This is a genomic window from uncultured Georgenia sp. (genome assembly GCF_937958535.1).
Taxonomy (GTDB): Bacteria; Actinomycetota; Actinomycetes; order Actinomycetales; family Actinomycetaceae; genus Oceanitalea.
In genome coordinates this window covers 1-17873 of record NZ_CALGNQ010000115.1, presented here as the reverse complement: position 1 = coordinate 17873, position 17873 = coordinate 1, and the positions used below count along the sequence as shown (strand labels likewise).

18 protein-coding genes are annotated in these 17873 nt (G+C 72.6%); 6 read left to right on the top strand and 12 right to left on the bottom strand.

Annotation, left to right across the window (positions count from 1 at the left end):
- Positions 1-1317 (top strand): dihydrolipoamide acetyltransferase family protein (locus tag Q0195_RS06380; RefSeq protein ID WP_299276072.1); only part of this gene is annotated, 1317 nt, incomplete at its 5' end.
- Between the two features lie 39 nt (positions 1318-1356).
- On the opposite strand, the gene Q0195_RS06375 is transcribed toward Q0195_RS06380, so the two are convergent.
- From Q0195_RS06375 to Q0195_RS06335, 9 genes are all read right to left on the bottom strand, one after another.
- Entirely contained in the window at positions 1357-2250 is an 894-nt protein-coding gene (locus Q0195_RS06375; RefSeq protein ID WP_299276069.1) for a neutral zinc metallopeptidase, read from the bottom strand.
- A 90-nt stretch (positions 2251-2340) separates the two neighbouring features.
- Positions 2341-2679, bottom strand: coding sequence for a metal-sulfur cluster assembly factor (locus Q0195_RS06370; RefSeq protein ID WP_299276067.1), 339 nt, complete (start codon positions 2677-2679; stop codon positions 2341-2343).
- Entirely contained in the window at positions 2676-3173 is a 498-nt protein-coding gene (gene sufU / locus Q0195_RS06365; RefSeq protein ID WP_299276064.1) for a Fe-S cluster assembly sulfur transfer protein SufU, read from the bottom strand. Before sufU ends, Q0195_RS06370 begins: the two co-directional genes overlap by 4 nt.
- Entirely contained in the window at positions 3166-4476 is a 1311-nt protein-coding gene (locus Q0195_RS06360; RefSeq protein ID WP_299276062.1) for a SufS family cysteine desulfurase, read from the bottom strand. The genes sufU and Q0195_RS06360 overlap by 8 nt, the downstream gene beginning before the upstream one ends.
- A 22-nt stretch (positions 4477-4498) precedes the next feature.
- Positions 4499-5257, bottom strand: coding sequence for a Fe-S cluster assembly ATPase SufC (sufC, locus tag Q0195_RS06355; protein WP_299276060.1), 759 nt, complete (start codon positions 5255-5257; stop codon positions 4499-4501).
- Between the two features lie 32 nt (positions 5258-5289).
- Positions 5290-5637, bottom strand: coding sequence for a non-heme iron oxygenase ferredoxin subunit (locus tag Q0195_RS06350; RefSeq protein WP_299276057.1), 348 nt, complete (start codon positions 5635-5637; stop codon positions 5290-5292).
- Complete coding sequence (gene sufD, locus Q0195_RS06345; RefSeq protein ID WP_299276054.1) at positions 5634-6809, bottom strand: Fe-S cluster assembly protein SufD; 1176 nt, start codon at positions 6807-6809, stop codon at positions 5634-5636. Before sufD ends, Q0195_RS06350 begins: the two co-directional genes overlap by 4 nt.
- Positions 6810-6853: 44 nt before the next feature.
- Positions 6854-8284 carry a Fe-S cluster assembly protein SufB gene (sufB, locus tag Q0195_RS06340; RefSeq protein WP_299276052.1) on the bottom strand — a complete coding sequence of 477 codons (1431 nt, stop codon included), beginning with the start codon at positions 8282-8284 and terminating at the stop codon, positions 6854-6856.
- On the bottom strand, positions 8284-9000 hold the full coding sequence (locus tag Q0195_RS06335; protein ID WP_299276049.1) for a winged helix-turn-helix transcriptional regulator: 717 nt from the start codon (positions 8998-9000) through the stop codon (positions 8284-8286). Before Q0195_RS06335 ends, sufB begins: the two co-directional genes overlap by 1 nt.
- Before the next feature lie 162 nt (positions 9001-9162).
- Between Q0195_RS06335 and Q0195_RS06330 the strand changes: the two genes are divergently transcribed.
- Both Q0195_RS06330 and Q0195_RS06325 read left to right on the top strand, forming a co-directional pair.
- Positions 9163-10128, top strand: coding sequence for an ABC transporter ATP-binding protein (locus Q0195_RS06330; protein ID WP_299276048.1), 966 nt, complete (start codon positions 9163-9165; stop codon positions 10126-10128).
- Entirely contained in the window at positions 10125-10865 is a 741-nt protein-coding gene (locus tag Q0195_RS06325; RefSeq protein WP_299276045.1) for an ABC transporter permease, read from the top strand. The genes Q0195_RS06330 and Q0195_RS06325 overlap by 4 nt, the downstream gene beginning before the upstream one ends.
- Before the next feature lie 3 nt (positions 10866-10868).
- On the opposite strand, the gene Q0195_RS06320 is transcribed toward Q0195_RS06325, so the two are convergent.
- Together Q0195_RS06320 and Q0195_RS06315 are read right to left on the bottom strand one after the other, a co-directional pair.
- Complete coding sequence (locus tag Q0195_RS06320) at positions 10869-11402, bottom strand: GNAT family protein (RefSeq protein WP_299276043.1); 534 nt, start codon at positions 11400-11402, stop codon at positions 10869-10871.
- A 41-nt stretch (positions 11403-11443) separates the two neighbouring features.
- Positions 11444-11815 carry a DUF5997 family protein gene (locus tag Q0195_RS06315; RefSeq protein WP_299276040.1) on the bottom strand — a complete coding sequence of 124 codons (372 nt, stop codon included), beginning with the start codon at positions 11813-11815 and terminating at the stop codon, positions 11444-11446.
- A gap of 174 nt (positions 11816-11989) precedes the next feature.
- Between Q0195_RS06315 and Q0195_RS06310 the strand changes: the two genes are divergently transcribed.
- Positions 11990-13123 (top strand): hypothetical protein, encoded by a 1134-nt coding sequence (locus Q0195_RS06310; RefSeq protein WP_299276037.1) that lies wholly within the window; start codon positions 11990-11992, stop codon positions 13121-13123.
- A 109-nt stretch (positions 13124-13232) separates the two neighbouring features.
- Here the strand turns inward: Q0195_RS06310 and Q0195_RS06305 are convergent, their stop codons facing one another.
- Positions 13233-15854 (bottom strand): LuxR C-terminal-related transcriptional regulator, encoded by a 2622-nt coding sequence (locus Q0195_RS06305; RefSeq protein ID WP_299276034.1) that lies wholly within the window; start codon positions 15852-15854, stop codon positions 13233-13235.
- A gap of 121 nt (positions 15855-15975) precedes the next feature.
- On the opposite strand from Q0195_RS06305, the gene Q0195_RS06300 reads away from it, so the two are divergent.
- Positions 15976-16716 (top strand): LysR family substrate-binding domain-containing protein, encoded by a 741-nt coding sequence (locus tag Q0195_RS06300; protein ID WP_299276032.1) that lies wholly within the window; start codon positions 15976-15978, stop codon positions 16714-16716.
- 196 nt (positions 16717-16912) lie between these two features.
- On the top strand, positions 16913-17873 hold a 961-nt coding region (locus Q0195_RS06295), incomplete at its 3' end, for a BCCT family transporter (protein WP_299276029.1).

Genomic DNA, 17873 nt, shown 5'->3' with positions numbered 1-17873 from the left:
GGTGAGGGGCTCACCGAGTCGGAGATCGTCACCTGGCACGTCGCCGAGGGCGACGCGGTCGAGCTCAACCAGGTCCTCGCGGAGGTGGAGACCGCCAAGGCGGTGGTCGAGCTCCCCAGCCCGTACGCGGGCCGGATCGTCACGCTCCATGCGGCGGAGGGGGAGGTCGTCCCCGTGGGAGCGCCGCTCGTGGAGTTCGACGTGGTCGCAGGCCGTGATGCGCCTCCTCACGGGTCGGAGCCGGTCACGGCACCGACGGAGCCCGCGGCTGTCGTGCCCGCGGCAGCTGCCCCTCCGGAGCCTGCCACCACGGGACCGGCCGAGCCGGCACCGGAGCGGCACGCGGTGCTCGTCGGCTACGGCCCGCGGACCGACGCCGGCGCCCGGCCGCGCCGCCGTCCGCGCAGCTGGGACACCGTCCCCTACCGCAGACCCGACGCCGTCGAGCACCGCCACACGACGCCGCGGGCGATGCCGCCGGTACGGATGCTCGCCCGCCACCTCGGCGTCGACCTCGACACCGTGCGCGGCTCCGGCCCCGACGGCCTCGTCCGCCGCGCCGACGTCGAGGCGGCTGCGGGCACCGACCGTGCGCAGGAGGGCTACGAGACCCAGCAGGAGGCACGTGCCTCGACCATCGTGCCCGTCACCGGCCTGCGGAAGCACACCGCCCGCGCCATGGTGGAGTCGGCGTTCAGCGCGCCGCACGCCGCCGTCCACTCCACGGTGGCCGTCACCGAGACCCTGGCGCTGCTGCGCCGCACCAAGGACCGGGCCGGCGAGCACCCGGCGACCTTCCTCTCCCTGGTGTGCCGGGCCGTCGTCCTCGCCGCCGGGCGCACGCCGTCGGCCAACGCACGGTTCGACGCGGACGCCGGCCACATCGAGCTGTTCGGCCCGGTCCACCTCGGGATCGCGGTGGCGACCGACCGCGGCCTCGTCGTGCCGACGATCCCCGACGCGGACAGGCTCGACGCCGGCGCCCTGGCAGCCCAGATCGCCGCGCGGGCGGCACAGGCGCGCGAGGGAAGGCTGTCGATGACCGAGCTCACCGGCTCCACGCTCACCGTGACCAACGTCGGCGTGTTCGGCGTCGACGGCGGTGTGCCGATCCTCAACGCCGGCCAGAGCACGATCGTCGCACTGGGCGCGGTCCGCACCCGGCCGTGGGAGCACCGCGGAGAGGTGTCGCTACGGGAGGTCGTCACCGTGACGGTCGCCTTCGACCACCGGGTGCTCGACGGCGCCGAGGCGGCGGCGTTCCTCACCGACGTCACCGACGTGCTCACCGACCCGGCGGTCGTGCTCATGCGCTAGCGGCGGCGGCCGGGGGCCGGACGGACGCTCGCGCCGTCGTCACGGGGTGCCGACGGCGAAGGTGTCGCAGGCCTGGAGGGTGCCTTCCCCGTACCCGGTGGTGAACCAGCGGGTCCGCTGCTCCGCCGAGCCGTGGGTCCAGGTGTGCGGCTCGACCTCTCGGCCCGCCGACTGCTGGATGCGGTCGTCACCGACCGCGGCGGCCGCGTCCAGCGCGGTCCGCACCTGGTCGGCTGTCGGCTCCTGGAGGAAGGTCTCACCGGTGTCCGGGTCGACGGTCGTGGCCGCAGCACCGATGAACATCCCGGCGAAGCAGTCGGCCTGCAGCTCGAGCCGCACGGCGTCGCCCGTCGGGCCGGTGTCGCGTGTGTCGGCAGAGCTCATCGTCCCGAGCAGGTGCTGGGTGTGGTGCCCCCACTCGTGGGCGACGATGTACATCTGCGCCAATGGCGCGTTCTGCGCACCGAGCTGTGTCTCGAGCTGGTCGAAGAAGCCGATGTCGAGGTAGACCGAGGAGTCGGCCGGGCAGTAGAAGGGCCCGACCGCGGACGTCGCCGCACCGCAGCCCGTGTCCACCGCGTCGGTGAAGATGGTGAAGCCCGGCATGACGTAGGAGCCGCCCGCCTGCTCGGCCATGGCCCCGTCCCAGTAGACGTCGAGGGCGTCCGCGGTGAGCACCATCCGGCACTCGGTGCGCGCGTTGGCGTCGGCGCCCGTCTGGCAGTTGCGCAGGTCCAGCCCGGGAGCGGCGTCCTGCCCGGTGCCGTCACCCCCGCCGAGGAGACCCACCGGGTTCTGTCCGGTGAGGAGCATGACGACGAGGACGAGGAGGAGCCCGCCCCCGCCCAGCCCACCACCGATCGCCATGCCGCGGCGTCCGCCGGACGTACGGACCCGGCTCGGGTCTCCACGCACCCCTTCGTTGAACGTCATCCCAGCATCTTGCGCCGAGAGCTCACTTCCCGCCCGGTGGGGCGTCAGGAAGTGAGCTCTCGGTGAGACGTGGGCGGTGAGGAGCGGGGGTCAGACGTTGAAGCCGAGGGCCCGCAGCTGCTCGCGGCCCTCCGCCGTGATCTTCTCCGGGCCCCACGGCGGCATCCAGACCCAGTTGATCCGCATGTCGTTGACAAGGCCGTCGGTGGCCTGGGCGGCCTGGTCCTCGATGACGTCGGTCAGCGGGCACGCCGCCGAGGTCAGCGTCATGTCGATGACCGCGTTGTTGTTCTGGTCGACGGTGATCCCGTAGACGAGCCCGAGGTCGACGACGTTGATGCCGAGCTCGGGGTCGATGACGTCACGCATCGCCTCCTCGACGTCCGCGGCCGTGGTCGGGCTCGGGTTGGTCGTGGTGCTCTCGCTCATCCTTCGTCCTCCTCGTGCGTGCCCGTGGCGGGCTCGCTGGTCAGTGCGTGGGCCAGGGCGTCGCGCAGCGCCATCCACCCCAGCAGGGCGCACTTGATACGGGCAGGGTACTTCGCCACGCCGGTGAAGGCGCTGGCGTCCCCGAGGGAGTCCTGCTTCTCCTCGGTCAGCTCCGCCCCACGCGAGTGCATGAGCTCGCGGAACGTCTCGTTCAGGGTGTCGACCTCGTGGATCGTGCGCCCCTCGACGAGGTCGGTGAGCACGGACAGCGAGGCCTGGGAGATCGAGCAGCCCTGGCCGACCCAGCCGACGGCGTCGAGGCGCGGGCCACCCTCACCGTGGGCGAGCCGGACCCGCAGCGTGACCTGGTCCCCGCAGGTGGGGTTCACCTGGAAGGACTCCGCGTCGTAGGGGTCGAGCTCCCCGGCGCCGTGCCGCTCACGGGAGTGGTCGAGGATGACCTGCTGGTAGAGCTGTTCCAACGCGTCAGCCATGGTCCACCCCGAAGAACTGCCGGACCTTGCCGAGCTCGGCGAGGAACGCGTCGATCTCCTCCTCGGTGGTGTAGATCGACGCAGAGGCGCGGGCAGAGGCGTGCACCCCCAGGCGCTGGTGCACCGGCTGGGCGCAGTGGTGGCCCACCCGGACCGCGATCCCGGCGTTGTCGAGCACCTGGCCGACGTCGTGCGGGTGCACGCCGTCGACGGAGAAGGCGACGACGGCGAGCCGGTCCTCGGCCTCGGTCGGGCCGAGCACCCGCACTCCGGGCACCGAGGCGATGCCGTCGAGCAGCCGCTGGGTGAGCACGTGCTCGTGGGCGGCGACCGCGTCCATGCCGAGCTCGGCGAGGTAGTCGACCGCGGCGTGCAGGCCGACGGTCTGCGACACCATCTGGGTGCCCGCCTCGAACCGCTGCGGCGGGTCGGCGTAGGTGGTGCTCTCCATGGTCACGACCTGGACCATCGACCCGCCGGTGAGCACCGGCGGCATCGCGGCGAGCAGCTCGCGGCGCCCGTACAGCACCCCGACCCCGGTGGGCCCGAGCATCTTGTGCCCGGAGAACACGGCGAAGTCGACGTCCAGCGCCCGCAGGTCCACGGGCAGGTGCGGGACGCTCTGGCAGGCGTCGAGGACGACGAGTGCCCCGACGGCGCGGGCCCGGCCGACGATCTCGCCGACCGGGCTCACCGCGCCGGTGACGTTCGAGGCGTGCGTGAACGCGACCACCCGGGTGCGCTCGCCGATGACGTCGAAGGTCGCCGGGTCGAGCCGGCCGTCCTGCCCGACCCCGATCCACCGCAGGGTGGCGCCCGTGCGGGCCGCGACCTCCTGCCACGGCACGAGGTTGGCGTGGTGCTCGGCCTCGGTGACGACGATCTCGTCGCCGGGCCGCAGGGCGAACCGCTCCACGGCCTGCTTGCCGCCGCGGCCCAGTGTGGCGTTGGACATGGCGTAGGCCACGAGGTTGATCCCCTCGGTGGCGTTCTTCGTCCACACCACCTCGTCGGGGTCCACCCCGACGAACCCCGCCACGGCCGCCCGGGCCGCCTCGTAGGCCTCGGTGGCCTCCTCGGCGAGCTGGTGGGCGCCGCGGTGGACGGCGGCGTTGCGCTTCTCGTAGAAGTCCTGCTCGGCGTCGATGACGCACTGGGGCTTCTGCGAGGTGGCCGCCGAGTCCAGGTAGACCAGCGGCCGGCCGCTACGGGTCGTCCTTCCCAGGATCGGGAAGTCGGCGCGCACGGCCGCCAGCTCGGCCGCGCTCAGAGCGGTCGAGCCGGCGGTGACCGGTGCACTCATCGAACGTCCTCTCCGGGCGCGGTCAGACCGCGGCCGTCACGTACTTGTCGTAGCCCTCGGCCTCGAGCCGCTCGGCGAGCTCGGGGCCGCCCTCCTCGGCGATGCGACCATCGACGAAGACGTGGACGAACTGGGGCTTGATGTACTTCAGCACCCGCGTGTAGTGGGTGATGAGGAGGATCCCGGCGTTCGTCTCGGCCTGGGCGTCGTTGACGCCCTCGCCGACGATGCGCAGGGCGTCCACGTCGAGGCCGGAGTCGGTCTCGTCGAGGATCGCGAACTTCGGCTTGAGCAGCTTCATCTGCAGGATCTCGTGGCGCTTCTTCTCACCGCCGGAGAAGCCGGAGTTGACGTCACGCTGGGCGAAGTCGGAGCCCATGCGCAGCTTCTCCATCGCCGCGTTGACCTCCTTGACCCAGGTGCGCAGCGGCGGGGCCTCGCCGTCGATCGCGGTCTTGGCGGTGCGCAGGAAGTTCGACACCGACACACCGGCGACCTCGACCGGGTACTGCATGGCGAGGAAGAGGCCGGCGCGGGCACGCTCGTCGACCTCCATCTCCAGGAGGTTCTCGCCGTCGAGCAGCACCTCACCCTCGGTCACCTCGTAGGCCGGGTGGCCGGCCAGCGCGTAGGCGAGCGTCGACTTGCCCGACCCGTTGGGGCCCATGATCGCGTGGATCTGGCCGCTGTCGATGGTGAGGTTGACGCCCTTGAGGATCGGCTTCGGGCCGTCCTGGGTCTCCACGGAGGCGTGGAGGTTCTTGATCTCGAGCTTGGACATTTGCGGGGTTCTTCTCTTCCTGTAAGTCGGGTTCAGGCGTTGGCGCCGACGGTCACGGTGATGTCGACGAGGACGCTGTCGCCCTCGACGGAGACGGCGTAGACGGGAACCGGCTGGGTGGCCGGCAGGCTCAGCGGCTTGCCGGTGCGCAGGTCGAAGGTCGACCCGTGCAGCCAGCATTCGATGGTGGAGTCCTCCACCTCGCCGTCCGAGAGGTTCACCTGCCCGTGGGAGCAGATGTCGGAGACGGCGTGGAAGTCACCGGCCTCGTCGCGTACGACGGCGACGGGGACGGGACGGCCGTCGGCGTCCTCGATGTCCACCCGCATCGCCTCACCCGGCTCGAGGTCGCCGGTGTCGCACACGTACTGGGCGCTCATGCCGTCAGGGCCTCGTACTGCCGGATCTCGTCCTCGATCGCCGCGGTGAGGCGCTCGGTGACGCTGGGCACGTCGATCTGGTTGATGAGCTCGGCGAAGAAGCCGATGACGACGAGGCGGCGCGCCTCGACCTCGGGGATGCCCCGGGCCTTGAGGTAGAACAGCTGCTCGTCGTCGAAGCGCCCGGTGGCGCTGGCGTGGCCGGCGCCCTCGATCTCACCCGTCTCGATCTCCAGGTTGGGCACGGAGTCGGCCCGCGCGCCCTCGGTGAGGACGAGGTTGCGGTTGAGCTCGTAGGTGTCGGTGCCCTCGGCCTGCGACCGGATGACGACGTCGCCGATCCATACGGCGTGGGCGTCCTGCCCCTGCAGCGCGCCCTTGTAGGTGACGCGGGAGATGCAGTTCGGGGCGCTGTGGTCGACGAGGAGACGGTGCTCCTGGTGCTGGTCGCCGTCGGTGAAGTACAGACCGATCTTCTCCACCTCGCCGCCCGGCGCGGAGAGCACCGAGTCGGGGGTGATCCGCACGATGTCGCCACCGAGGGTGACGACGATGTGCCGGATCTTGGCGTCGCGGCCCACACGGGTGCGGTGCGCGCTGAGGTGGATGCTGCCCTCGTCCCACTCCTGGAGGCTGACCACGGTGAGCTGGGCGCCGTCGCGCACGTCGATCTCGACCGTCTGGGCGAGCTGGGCCGAGCCGGCGTGGTTGAGCACGACAGTCGCCTCGGAGAGCTCCTCGGCCACGATGAGCAGGTGCTGGGCGCCGGGCTCGCCGTCACCGGCGCCGGTGATCGTCACCGAGGTGGGCTGCTCGGGGGTCTGCTGCTTCTCCACGGTGAGGACGGTGGCCTCGGTGAACGAGGTCCACGCCGCGGCGCCGGCCCGGTCGATGGGAGCCCCGACCGTGCCGAGCCGCTCGTCGTCACGGCCCACCTGCTCGACGCGCACGCCGGGGGCGGCGTCGACGGCGACGGCGGGGGCCGGCCCGGTCAGCTCACCGGCGAAGAACTTCTGCAGGCGGTCGACGGGCGTGAAGCGCCACTCCTCCTCCCGGCCCGTGGGCACGGGGAAGTCCGAGAGCTCGAAGGAGGTGAACCGCTGCCCGGCGGGCTCGGGGCCGGCGTGGCTGTGGGCGCCGTCGGCGACGGCACGCGAGTGGTCGGTCTTCATGGATTCCTTGTCTGGTGCGGAGGTGGACTGGACGGCGGTGGACATCAGCCGACGGACCCCTCCATCTGGAGCTCGATGAGGCGGTTGAGCTCCAGGGCGTACTCCATCGGCAGCTCACGGGCGATCGGCTCGATGAAGCCGCGCACGATCATCGCCATCGCCTCCGTCTCCGTGAGACCACGGGACATGAGGTAGAAGAGCTGGTCCTCACTCACCTTGGAGACGGTGGCCTCGTGACCCATCTCGACGTCGTCCACACGGACGTCGACGTACGGGTAGGTGTCGGTGCGCGAGATCGTGTCCACGAGCAGCGCGTCGCACAGGACGGTCGACTTGGAGTGGGTCGCTCCCTCCAGGACCTGGACCAGGCCGCGGTAGGAGGAGCGGCCACCGCCGCGCGACACCGACTTCGACACCACCGAGGAGGAGGTGTGCGGGGCCATGTGGACCATCTTGGCGCCGGTGTCCTGGTGCTGACCGGCACCGGAGAACGCCGCGGAGAGCGTCTCGCCGCGGGCATGCTCGCCCATGAGGTAGATCGCCGGGTACTTCATCGTGGTCTTGGACCCGATGTTGCCGTCGACCCACTCCATGTTGCCGCCGGCCTCGACGGTCGCGCGCTTGGTGACGAGGTTGTACACGTTCGTCGACCAGTTCTGGATCGTCGTGTACCGGACGCGGGCGTCCTTCTTGACGATGATCTCCACGACCGCGGAGTGGAGGGAGTCGGTCTTGTAGATCGGGGCGGTGCAGCCCTCGACGTAGTGCACGTAGGAGCCCTCGTCGGCGATGATCAGGGTCCGCTCGAACTGGCCCATGTTCTCGGTGTTGATCCGGAAGTAGGCCTGGAGCGGGATCTCGACGTGGACGCCCTTGGGCACGTACACGAAGGAGCCACCGGACCACACCGCGGTGTTGAGCGCGGCGAACTTGTTGTCACCGGCCGGGATGACGGTGCCGAAGTACTCCTCGAAGAACTCCGGGTGCTCCTTCAGCGCGGTGTCGGTGTCGAGGAAGATGACGCCCTGTGCCTCGAGGTCCTCCCGGATCTGGTGATAGACGACCTCGGACTCGTACTGCGCGGCCACACCGGCGACGAGGCGCTGCTTCTCCGCCTCGGGGATGCCGAGCCGGTCGTAGGTGTTCTTGATGTCCTCGGGCAGCTCCTCCCAGCTGGTGGCCTGCTTCTCCGTGGACCGCACGAAGTACTTGATCGTGTCGAAGTCGATGCCCGACAGGTCCGCACCCCAGTTCGGCATCGGCTTCTTCTCGAACAGCTTCAGCGCACGCAGCCGGCGCTTGAGCATCCACTCCGGCTCGTCCTTCAGCTGGGAGATGTCGCGGACGACCTCCTCGTTCAGGCCGCGCCGGGCCGAGGCACCGGCGACGTCCGGGTCACGCCAGCCGTACTGGTAGGACCCGAAAGAGTTGATCGTCTCTTCCTGGGTCATCCGGGTGTCGGTCGTACTCGTCATCAGATTCCTTCCGTGTCGTCACCGCGCGGTGACGTGCTGGGGCGGCCGATCGGGATGCTGGTCGGGATGTGGGTGGTGCACACGTGCTCGCCGCCGGCCAGGGTGGCCAGGCGCTGGACGTGGACACCGAGCAGGCGGGAGAAGGCCTTGGTCTCCGCGTCGCAGAGCTCGTGGTAGCTCTCCGCCACCGCGAGCACCGGGCAGTTGCCCTGGCAGAGCTGGACGGCGAACCCGCGGGGGCCCACCTCGCGCACCGTGGCAGCGTAGCCGTCCTTGGTCAGGGCCGAGGCCAGGGCGCGCGCACGCTTCTCCAGGTCGTCCCCGGCCGCGTCGACGAGAGGGGTGTAGCGCTCCTCCATCTCCCGCAGCCGGTGGTGGGCGAAGCGTTCGACTGCGCCCGGACCGGCGACGGACTCGAGGTAGGCCAGGGCGTCGGTGGCGAGGTCGGAGTAGGCCTGGGACAGGCCCTCCCGGCCGGCGTCGGTGGCGACGTAGTAGCGGGCGGGCCGGCCGCGCCGGCGCTGCTCCGGTCCGGCGGGCTCGTGGACGACGATGCGGTCCTCGCGCTCGAGGGCGGCGATATGGCGCCGCACACCGGCGGGTGTCAGGTCGAGCAGACGGGCGAGCTCGGCCGCGCTGATCGGCCCGTGCTCCACCACGAGGCGCAGGACGCGATCCTGGGTCGTGGTGTCGGACTCGACACGCGTGTCACTCACGGCTCGCTCCTCCTCTCGTGGCTCGCGGGGGCTGCTCACTGGCGGGCACACATTAAGGAACAGTCTCGTTGCCGAAATCGCCCCGCGCAAGGAAGGCAAGCCTCACCGTGGCCGGAGTCACCCGGTTCCGGGACGGGGTCCTGCCCGGACTACCCTTGGCCCGTGCTCTCCGACTCCCCCGCGCTGCTCGTCGAGCAGCTGCGTAAACGCTACGGCGACCGCGACGTCGTCGACGGGCTCAGCCTGCGCGCCGGGCGCGGTGAGCTGACCGCGGTGCTCGGTCCGAACGGTGCCGGCAAGACCACGACCATCGAGTGCTGCGAGGGCCTGCGGCGTCCGGACGGCGGCCGCATCGAGGTCCTCGGCCTGGACCGGTCGATGCCGGAGGCTGCCGGTGAGCTGCGGCGCCGCGTCGGTGTCATGCTCCAGGAGGGCGGGTTACCCATGGCGCCGCGGGCCGGGGCGGTGCTGCGGCACGTGGCCCGGCTCCACGACCGTCCGGCCGCCGCCGACCCGCTGCTCGAGCGGCTCGGGCTGGCCAAGGTGGCGCGCACCCGTGTCCGGCACCTGTCCGGGGGGCAGCGGCAGCGGCTCGCGCTGGCCTGCGCGATCGTCGGGGAGCCGGAGCTCGTCTTCCTCGACGAGCCCACCGCCGGGCTCGACCCGCAGGCGCGGCTGGCGGTGTGGGAACTGGTCCGCGAGCTGCGGGCGGAGGGCACGTCCATCGTCCTGACCACCCACCTGATGACCGAGGCCGAGGAGCTCGCCGACCACGTCGTCGTCGTCGACCGCGGCACGGACGTCGCGGCCGGCTCCCCCGCCGCCCTCCGCGGTGCCCCGTACGTGCGGATCTCCACCCCGCCGGGGACGGACGCGGTGCGGCTCGCCACCGACCTCGACCACGCGCTGGCCGCGCACCCCGCTCTGCGGACGACGGTGGAGGGCGGGAACGTCGTCATGGTCCGCGACCGGGAGGGTGGGGAGCTCGACGCCGCCGCCCTCGCGGTCGTCGCCGGGGCGCTGGCGACGGCAGGGCACGGCGACGCCGAGGTGGCCCTCACCCGCCCCACGCTGGAGGACGCCTTCCTCGCCCTCACCGGGCGCGAGCTGCGGGTCGACGCCGCATGAGCGCGACCCTCCGTCGGGTCTGGGCGCAGACCTGGTTCGAGACCCTTGCCGTGCTCCGCAACGGGGAGCAGCTGCTGCTCACCCTGCTGCTGCCCGCCATCGCGCTCGTCGTGCTCACGACGACCGACGTCGTCCCGCTGCCGGACCCGCGCCCGGCCGCTGCCCTGGGGGGAGCTTTGGCGATGGCGGTGGCGTCCTCCTTCACCTCCCAGGCGATCGCCGTCGCCTTCGACCGGCGCTGGGGCGTGCTGCGCATGCTCGCCACCACGCCGCTGGGGCCGCAGGGACTGCTCGCCGGCAAGCTCGGGGCGGTGCTCATCGTCCTCGTCGTGCAGACCGGCGTGCTCGGGCTCCTCGCCCTCGTCCTGGGCTGGCGACCGGAGGGCGTGGGCGGGGCCCAGGTGGTCGCCGCGGCGGTGCTCATGGTGCTCGGGACGGCGGTCTTCGTCGCCTTCGCCATGCTCGTCGGCGGCACGCTGCGCCCGGAGGCGGTGCTGGCGATCGCCAACCTGCTCTTCGTCCTCATGGTCGTGGGCGGCGGGCTGCTGCTGCCGCTCGGCCTGCTGCCCGCGCCGCTCGACTCCGTCATGGCCTACCTCCCGCCCGGGGCGCTCGGCGAGGCGCTGCGCACGCTGACCACCGAGGGGCTGGTCGACCTCGCCGCGCTCGCGGTGCTCGCCGGGTGGGCGGTGGTGGGCAGCGTGCTGGCCACCCGCGCGTTCCGCTGGGACGCCTGAGCCTCACACCGCGGCGACGTACTCCTGCATCGTCGCGACCGCACCGGAGGGGGTCGTGCCCGGGGCGGGCGCTCCGACGGGCCGGAAGCCCGCCCGTTCGAGGACCGTGCGGGAGGCAGCGTTGTCGACATCCGTGCGTGCGCGCAGGTGCGTCATCCCACGGGCGCGGGCGAGGTCGCACGCCAGCCGCAGGCCCGCCGCCGCCACCCCCCGCCCGCGGCCGGCAGGCGCAACCCAGAAGCCGACCTCTGCGGAGTCGACGGTCACATCGAAGATGACCATGCTCCCGAGGAAGTCGTCGGTCGCGGCGTCGGCGAGGGCAAGGACGGCCAGCGTGCCACTGGACAGCCCCTCCTCGACCGTGGTGTCGATGAGCTCCCGGACCCGTCCCGGGGTGTACTCGGGCTCGGGCAGGTGAGCGAGACGCCGGACGTCCGGGTCGGCCGCACCGGCGGCGTAGGCGGTCGCGTCCCGGTGCTCGAGGGGGCGCAGCGTGACGCAACGGCTCGACCGAGGCAGCATCGCACGAAAGGTCATCGCGGCAACCTAGCAGCCGCCGCGCTCTCGGCCCAGACCGCTCAGCTGCCGGTTGCGCGGCGCTGTCGCAACCGGGCCTCCTCCGCCCGGACCCGGGCCCACGTCTCGCGCTCGGCGACCAGCCACGCGGGCGGGTCGCCCCGCAGCTCGTTGATCTGCTGCGTCGTCAGCGGCTCGGTGAGCCCCGCACGGGCCAGACCGGACGTCGACACCCCCAGCCGTCGGGCCACCTCCTGTCGGGGGTGCGGCCCGTTGCGGCGCAGCTCGCGCAGCCACTCCGGCGGGTCGGCCTGCAGCTCGTCGAGCTCGTCGCGGGAGATGTCCCGCGCCTGGAACTCCTCGGGGGTCGCGGCGAGCAGGACCCCGAGCTTCCGGGCGGCGGTGAGGGGTTTGAGCAGCTGCGGCTTGGCCATTGCTGCAGGGTACCTGGCGCCCGGGCGCCCGCCCGTTCTCCTCCCCCACCCGGAAATCGTCCCCTTCGGGTGAGCCACGTCGCGTCGTGGCATGCCCACGATGGCGGCATGTCAACCCCCACGACAGCTCACCCTCCTGTGGCCGACCACCCTCGCGTGGCCGACCCCCTCCGCGTGACCGACCAGTCCTGGGAGTCAAGCCGGCCCCGACTGCCCGACCAGCCCCGTGCGACCCACCCGCACCGGTTGGACGCCCTGCGGCTGGGCCACGTGGCCGGCTTCCCCGGGCTCCCCGTGCACCTGCGTGCGGACCGGGTCAACCGGCACACCTTCTGCGGTGGCCGGGACCCGGCGCAGCGGGCCCACGCCGTCAGCGCCCTCGTCGAGCGGGCCCTCGTCGGCACCTCGCTCTCCCTCGTCGTGCTCGACCTCGACGGCAGCCTCTCCGGTATCGAGCCGCCGGCCGCGCAGGCCGGCGGGTCCAGGTCCGACCCGCGGGAGGTCCTCCACCTGCACCCCGACTCGGTGCACCGGCCGCTGCGGATCCGCTTCGCCGACCTGCCCGTCCGTTCCCGGGCCGCCCTCCTGGGCCTGGACCCGGCGACGGACCGGACCGAGCTCAACGCGCTCGTCCACGTGTGGTCCGAAGGCCGTGCCCTGGAGCTCGGGACGCTGGCCCCCGCCCTGCGTGACCTCGGCACCGCCGGCGCCCTCCGGCTCGCCGAGCGCGTGGATCTGCTCACGCTGCCGGAGTGGCAGACCGTGTGGGCCGCGGAGGAGCCGGCGGTGACCGACGCCCTCGCCACCGCGCCGGCCGGCGTGCTCGACCTCGCCGGCTACCCCGGCCGCGAGCAGCGGCTCACCGTCGCCCTCGGCGTCCTCGACCACCTGCTGGCCCGCCGGGACGATGGCGGCCAGGTGCTCGTGGTCCTCCACGGTGCCGATCACCTCTGCCCGCCCGACACCACCTCCCCGGTCGAGCGGGCGGTGCGCAACCGGGTCGTCCAGCTGGCCCTCGAGGGGCACCGGCACGGGCTGTGGCTGGTCGTCTCCGCGCCGGCGCCGGCCGACGTGCACCGGGGCGTCCTCTCCCGGTGCACGAACGCGTTGCTCACGCCGACGGTCACGGAGGCAGACCTCACCGAGCTCGGCGCCGCCCTGCCCCACCTGCCGCTGGACATGCTCACCCGGGCCGAGCACCTGGGCGCGGGCGAGGCCCTGGCAGCCGGGCCGTTCGTCCACCGCGACGTCGTCGTGACCCTCCGGGACCGCCCGCAGGCGACGACGATGCGCCGGGGGCGCGACTGACCGCGCTCCGCTCCCGCCGCCAGGGCGCCGATGCCCCGGGCGTCAGCGCGACCGGACGATGCCGGTGCCCCGCCGTCAGCGATGTCGGGTGGGGGCCGGTGCCCCGCCGTCAGCGATGTCGGACGAGGTAGGTCGGCACCCTGACGCGCACCGCCTCCCGCCGGCCGCTCACCCCGAGTTTGCGGTAGATGGCCCGCAGGTGGGTCTTGACGGTGTTGACCGACACGAACAGCGCGTCGGCGATCTCCGCCGTCGTCATGTCCGTGCGCAGGTGGGCAAGGACCTCCTGCTCACGCGGGGAGAGCACGTCCACCGCCGGACCGTCGGCAAGCGCGGCGAGGAGGCGGGCGACGAAGCCCTCGTGGCGCGTGCCCCACGTGCCGTGGTCCTCGAGCAGCGTGGTGATCCGCTCGTCCCTGGTGAAGGGCCACACCGCGTCCTGCGGGGCAGCAAGCTCCAGTGCCTGCTCGAGCGCGTCGTGCGCCGCCTGGCTCTTCCCGTCACCCAGGTGGAGCAGCGCCCGGGTGACGAGGGCGTGGGCGCGGGCGAACGGCGGGGCGGTCGACCCGACCTGGTCCAGGGCTGCCGCCGCGCTCGCCGGGTCCCCCACCTGCTCCAGCACCCGGGCGACGTAGCAGCCGACGATGGGGGCGCGGGGCATCGGCGGCAGGTCCCGCAGGAGAGCCGCGGCCTGGGCGGACCGGCCGCGTGCCGCCTCGACGACGGCGACGGAGGCGGTGCGGAAGTACCCCCACGGCAACCCGTGCTCCTCGCCTGCCGGCACCTTCGCCAGCTCGGCCTCCGCCTCGTCGAGGCGGAGCAGGTCGCCGGTGGCCACAAGCGTCTGGACGAGGTAGAGCCGCGCGATGTGCGAGTAGCCGCCGGCCGGCCGGGCGGTGAGGACGGCGCGCAGACAGCGCTCGGCCGCGTCGAGCTCGTGCCGGTAGAAGGCGACGAACCCGCGCGTGAAGTCGACGATGCCGCCGTCGTGACCGGTCCAGGCACCGGCGGGCACGTCGCGGCCGCCGGCTGCCGCGAGCTCCGCGAGCGCCGTCCCGAGGTCGCCGGTGAGGGCCGCCGCGAACGCGAGGTTGGTCCGGGCCCGCGCGGCGATGGTGGGCTGGCCGGTCCGCTCGCACTCGGTGGCCGCCAGCCGGAGCAGCGCGACGGCGTGCGGCGGGTCGCGACGCAGCCGCAGCTCGGTCCATCCGGCGACGAACAGAGCAGCGGCCCGGATGCTCGCATCGTCGTAGCCACCCGCCTTGATCGTGGCCAGCACGGTGTCGACGGCCTCGGCCAGGACCTCCGCGGAGTCGGCGAGGAAGAGCTCGGCGAGCGCGCGCATCGCGTCGACTCGTACGGCCTCGGCAGGCCCGTGCGCGGCGACCGCGGCCTTGGCCTGCTCGTAGCGCAGCCGGGCACCGGAACGGTCACCCGTGACGTCGAGGACGCACGCGTGGGCGAGGATGAGGGCCGGGTCGTCCTGGTTGTCGGTGGCCAGCGCCGAGAACAGCCGCGCGGCCTCCGGAGCACGCGCTTCGAGCACCGCCCACAGCCACCGGGAGCGGAGCATCGCGTGGACCATCTCGGTGTCGCCCGCCCGGCGCGCGTGCTCCACGGCGTGCAGGAAGTGGCCCTGGTCGGCGAGCGCCCGGGCGGCAGCGCGTTCCAGCTCGCACGCCCGGGCGGGGTCGCGCTCACGCAGGACGGCACGGCACAGCTCGCTGAACACCGGGTGCCACCGGTACCGCGGAACCCCCTCCACCTGGTAACGCTCGACGAAGAGCCCCCGGCGGACGCACTCGTCGAGCAGGTGCCCGGCGTCGGGCCGACCGGTGAGGCGCACGGCAGTTTCGGGGTCCACCCAGTCGAGCGTGGTGGTGGCGAGCACGAGGTCGACGAGGTGCGGTGGCAGGGCGGCGAGGACGTTCTCCACGACGAGCCCGACGAGCGCCGGGCTGACGGCGGGCGGCGGCTCGCCGCCGTCGAGCCGCGCGGAGGCGGAGTCGAGCAGGCCGAGGTGGACCGCCACCGGCCACCCGCCGGTCCACCGCTGCAGGGCGTGGAGCCGGTCCTCCGGCAGCTCGCGCCCCAGCGTGCGGGCCAGCTCCCGGGTCTCGGCGAGCCGGAAGCGGACGTCGGCGACGTCGATGCGCCCGAGCTGCCCGCCGACCTCCAGCTTCGCCAGGCGCAGCGGTGGCCGCTGCTTCCCGACGAGGACGATCCGCAGGAGGGCCGGCCCGCTCTCGACGAGCGCGGCGAGCAGGCTGTCCTCCAGGGAGCCGGGTGCGGCGTCGAGGTCGTCGACGACGAGCACCACCGGGGAGGTGAGGCCACCGAGCGCGGTGCGCAGGGCCAGCCACCGGGCCTCCGGGCCCGCCCCTGGGCCGGGGAGATGGCGCAGCGTCTCCACGCCCGGCGGGCTGGTGTCGGCCTCACCGACCCGGCGCAGCGCGTCGGTGACGACGACGTCGACGAGCGCGGGTGTGGACTCCAGCGCCGTCAGGGTGACCCAGGCGACCGGGCCGCCGTGCCGGCGCACCCAGCCGGCGACCGCCGCCGTCTTCCCGTACCCCGAGGGCGCCTGGACGAGCACCACCCGGTGGCGGGCGACGGCGTCGTCGATGAGCTGCAGCAGGGCGGGACGCTCGACGATGCCCGGGCGGACGGTCGGCGGGGTGCTCCCCAACCCGGTCGGCTGCCTCGCCTGGACCACGGACTCATGACCCATGGCTCGCGATCATACGGAGACGGTCCGACACGGCAGCCGTCGGTCCGCCACCGCGCGGTCGAGGCCGGCCCGAGCCGCTAGTCTCGGACGGCGCACCGCCCCTGCCGACCGGAGGAGTCCCATGGCCGACCCGTTCCGCGTCGGCTTCGTCCCCGGAGTCAGTCCGGGCAAGTGGTTCCGCCGGTGGGAGCAGCGGCTGCCCGACCTGCCGCTCGAGCCCCGGGGGGTGGAGGTCGCCGACCAGCGCGAGCTGCTCGTCTCCCGGGAGCTCGACATGTGCTTCGTCCGCCTGCCGGTCGACCGCAGCAGCCTGCACCTGGTCCCGCTCTACGCCGAGCCCCCCGTGGTGGTGGCGAGCAAGGACCATCCCGTGGCCGCCTTCGACGAGCTCGACGTCGCAGACCTCGCCGGCGAGCACCTCCTCCAGGACCTGGGCTCCTGCCCCGAGTGGGCCGCCGTGGCCGACGAGGTGCGCGACGGCAACCGCGTGGAGCCCCCGCCGATGACCGTGGCGGAGGCGGTCGAGGTGGCCGCCTCCGGTGCCGGGATCCTCATCGTGCCGATGTCGCTGGCCCGGCTGCACCACCGCAGGGACGTGCGCTACCGGCCGGTGACGGGCGTGGCCGAGTCGCAGGTCGGGCTGGCCTGGCTCGCGGACAACGACGACCCGCGCGTGGAGACCTTCGTCGGGATCGTCCGCGGCCGCACCGAGCGCAGCTCCCGGCAGCCCACGATCACCGGCGACGGCGCCCGGCCGGACGCACGCAGCGGCCGGCAGCCACCCAGCAGGCAGGCTCGCGGTGCAGGCGGACCGCGCAGACGGGGACCCGGTCCACGCCGTAACGGTGGGCGGCGGCGCTGACGCCTCCCGCAGAACGACCGTTGGCGAGACGGCCGGCGACGCGTCGCCCGGCGGACGTCGGCCGGTAGGGCGCCGGGCCTGCAGGCCGGCCCCATCCGAGGACCCCTGCCGTTGCCGGTGACCTGCGTCACCGACATGCTGGCAGCGGACGGTCCGGGTCACCGGGGGTGACCCCATGCGGGAGAGGAACAGACGCATGCTCGAGCGGCTCGCCGAACGACTGGGGCTACGGACGAACCCCACCATCTTCTTCGTGTCCGCCGGACTGATGGTCCTCATTCTCATCGTCCTGCTGCTCTACCCCGGGCAGACGAACGCCGTCTTCACCCTGAGCCGATCGTGGGTGGTGACGAACCTCGGCTGGTTCTTCATCCTCGGGGTATCGCTCTGGCTCGCCTTCCTCCTCGTCGTCGCGTTCTCCAAGTTCGGCAACATCCGCCTCGGTAACGACGACGACCGCCCGGCCTACAGCAACCTCTCCTGGTTCACCATGCTCTTCGCCGGGGGCATCGGGACGGTCCTGATGTTCTGGGGGGTCGCCGAGCCGATCTCCCACTTCTCGAACCCTCCCATCGACGGTGTGGAGCCGTACTCCGTGGAGGCCGCGCAGGACGCGATGAGCTTCTCGCTCTATCACCTCGGCCTGCACACCTGGACGATCTTCGCGCTCCCCGGGCTGGCGATGGCCTACTTCATCTACCGCTACAAGCTCCCGGTGCGGGTCAGCTCGGTCTTCTACCCGTTCCTCAAGGACCGGATCTACGGTCCGATCGGCAAGACCATCGACATCTTCGCCATCCTCGGCACCCTGTTCGGACTGGCCGTGTCGATCGGGTTGGGCACCTCGCAGATCAACGCCGGGCTCACCGAGCTCGTGGGACTGCCCGACACCGTCCTGCCGAAGGTCGTCATCATCGCCCTGCTCACCTCGGTGGCGGTGGGCTCGATCGTCGCGGGTCTGGACAACGGCGTGAAGAGGCTGTCGAACATCAACATCGGCATGGCCGTGGGCCTGCTCATGTTCGTGTTCCTTTTCGGCTCCACGGTCTTCCTCGCCCGTCAGATCATCGAGACCATCGGCCTGTACGCACAGAGCATCGTGCCGCTGTCGTTCTGGAACGACGCGATGGCGCCCTACACCGACGACGAGGGCTGGG

Excerpts from the sequence above, each read along its gene's own strand:
- sufB (WP_299276052.1), bottom strand. The coding sequence starts at position 8,284 with ATGACGAGTACGACCGACACCCGGATGACCCAGGAAGAGACGATCAAC.
- Q0195_RS06320 (WP_299276043.1), bottom strand. The coding sequence starts at position 11,402 with ATGACCTTTCGTGCGATGCTGCCTCGGTCGAGCCGTTGCGTCACGCTG.
- Q0195_RS06370 (WP_299276067.1), bottom strand. The coding sequence starts at position 2,679 with ATGAGCGAGAGCACCACGACCAACCCGAGCCCGACCACGGCCGCGGAC.
- sufC (WP_299276060.1), bottom strand. The coding sequence starts at position 5,257 with ATGTCCAAGCTCGAGATCAAGAACCTCCACGCCTCCGTGGAGACCCAG.
- Q0195_RS06350 (WP_299276057.1), bottom strand. The coding sequence starts at position 5,637 with ATGAGCGCCCAGTACGTGTGCGACACCGGCGACCTCGAGCCGGGTGAG.
- Q0195_RS06315 (WP_299276040.1), bottom strand. The coding sequence starts at position 11,815 with ATGGCCAAGCCGCAGCTGCTCAAACCCCTCACCGCCGCCCGGAAGCTC.
- Q0195_RS06325 (WP_299276045.1), top strand. The coding sequence starts at position 10,125 with ATGAGCGCGACCCTCCGTCGGGTCTGGGCGCAGACCTGGTTCGAGACC.
- Q0195_RS06360 (WP_299276062.1), bottom strand. The coding sequence starts at position 4,476 with ATGAGTGCACCGGTCACCGCCGGCTCGACCGCTCTGAGCGCGGCCGAG.
- Q0195_RS06375 (WP_299276069.1), bottom strand. The coding sequence starts at position 2,250 with ATGACGTTCAACGAAGGGGTGCGTGGAGACCCGAGCCGGGTCCGTACG.
- sufU (WP_299276064.1), bottom strand. The coding sequence starts at position 3,173 with ATGGCTGACGCGTTGGAACAGCTCTACCAGCAGGTCATCCTCGACCAC.
- Q0195_RS06305 (WP_299276034.1), bottom strand. The coding sequence starts at position 15,854 with ATGGGTCATGAGTCCGTGGTCCAGGCGAGGCAGCCGACCGGGTTGGGG.
- Q0195_RS06300 (WP_299276032.1), top strand. The coding sequence starts at position 15,976 with ATGGCCGACCCGTTCCGCGTCGGCTTCGTCCCCGGAGTCAGTCCGGGC.
- sufD (WP_299276054.1), bottom strand. The coding sequence starts at position 6,809 with ATGAAGACCGACCACTCGCGTGCCGTCGCCGACGGCGCCCACAGCCAC.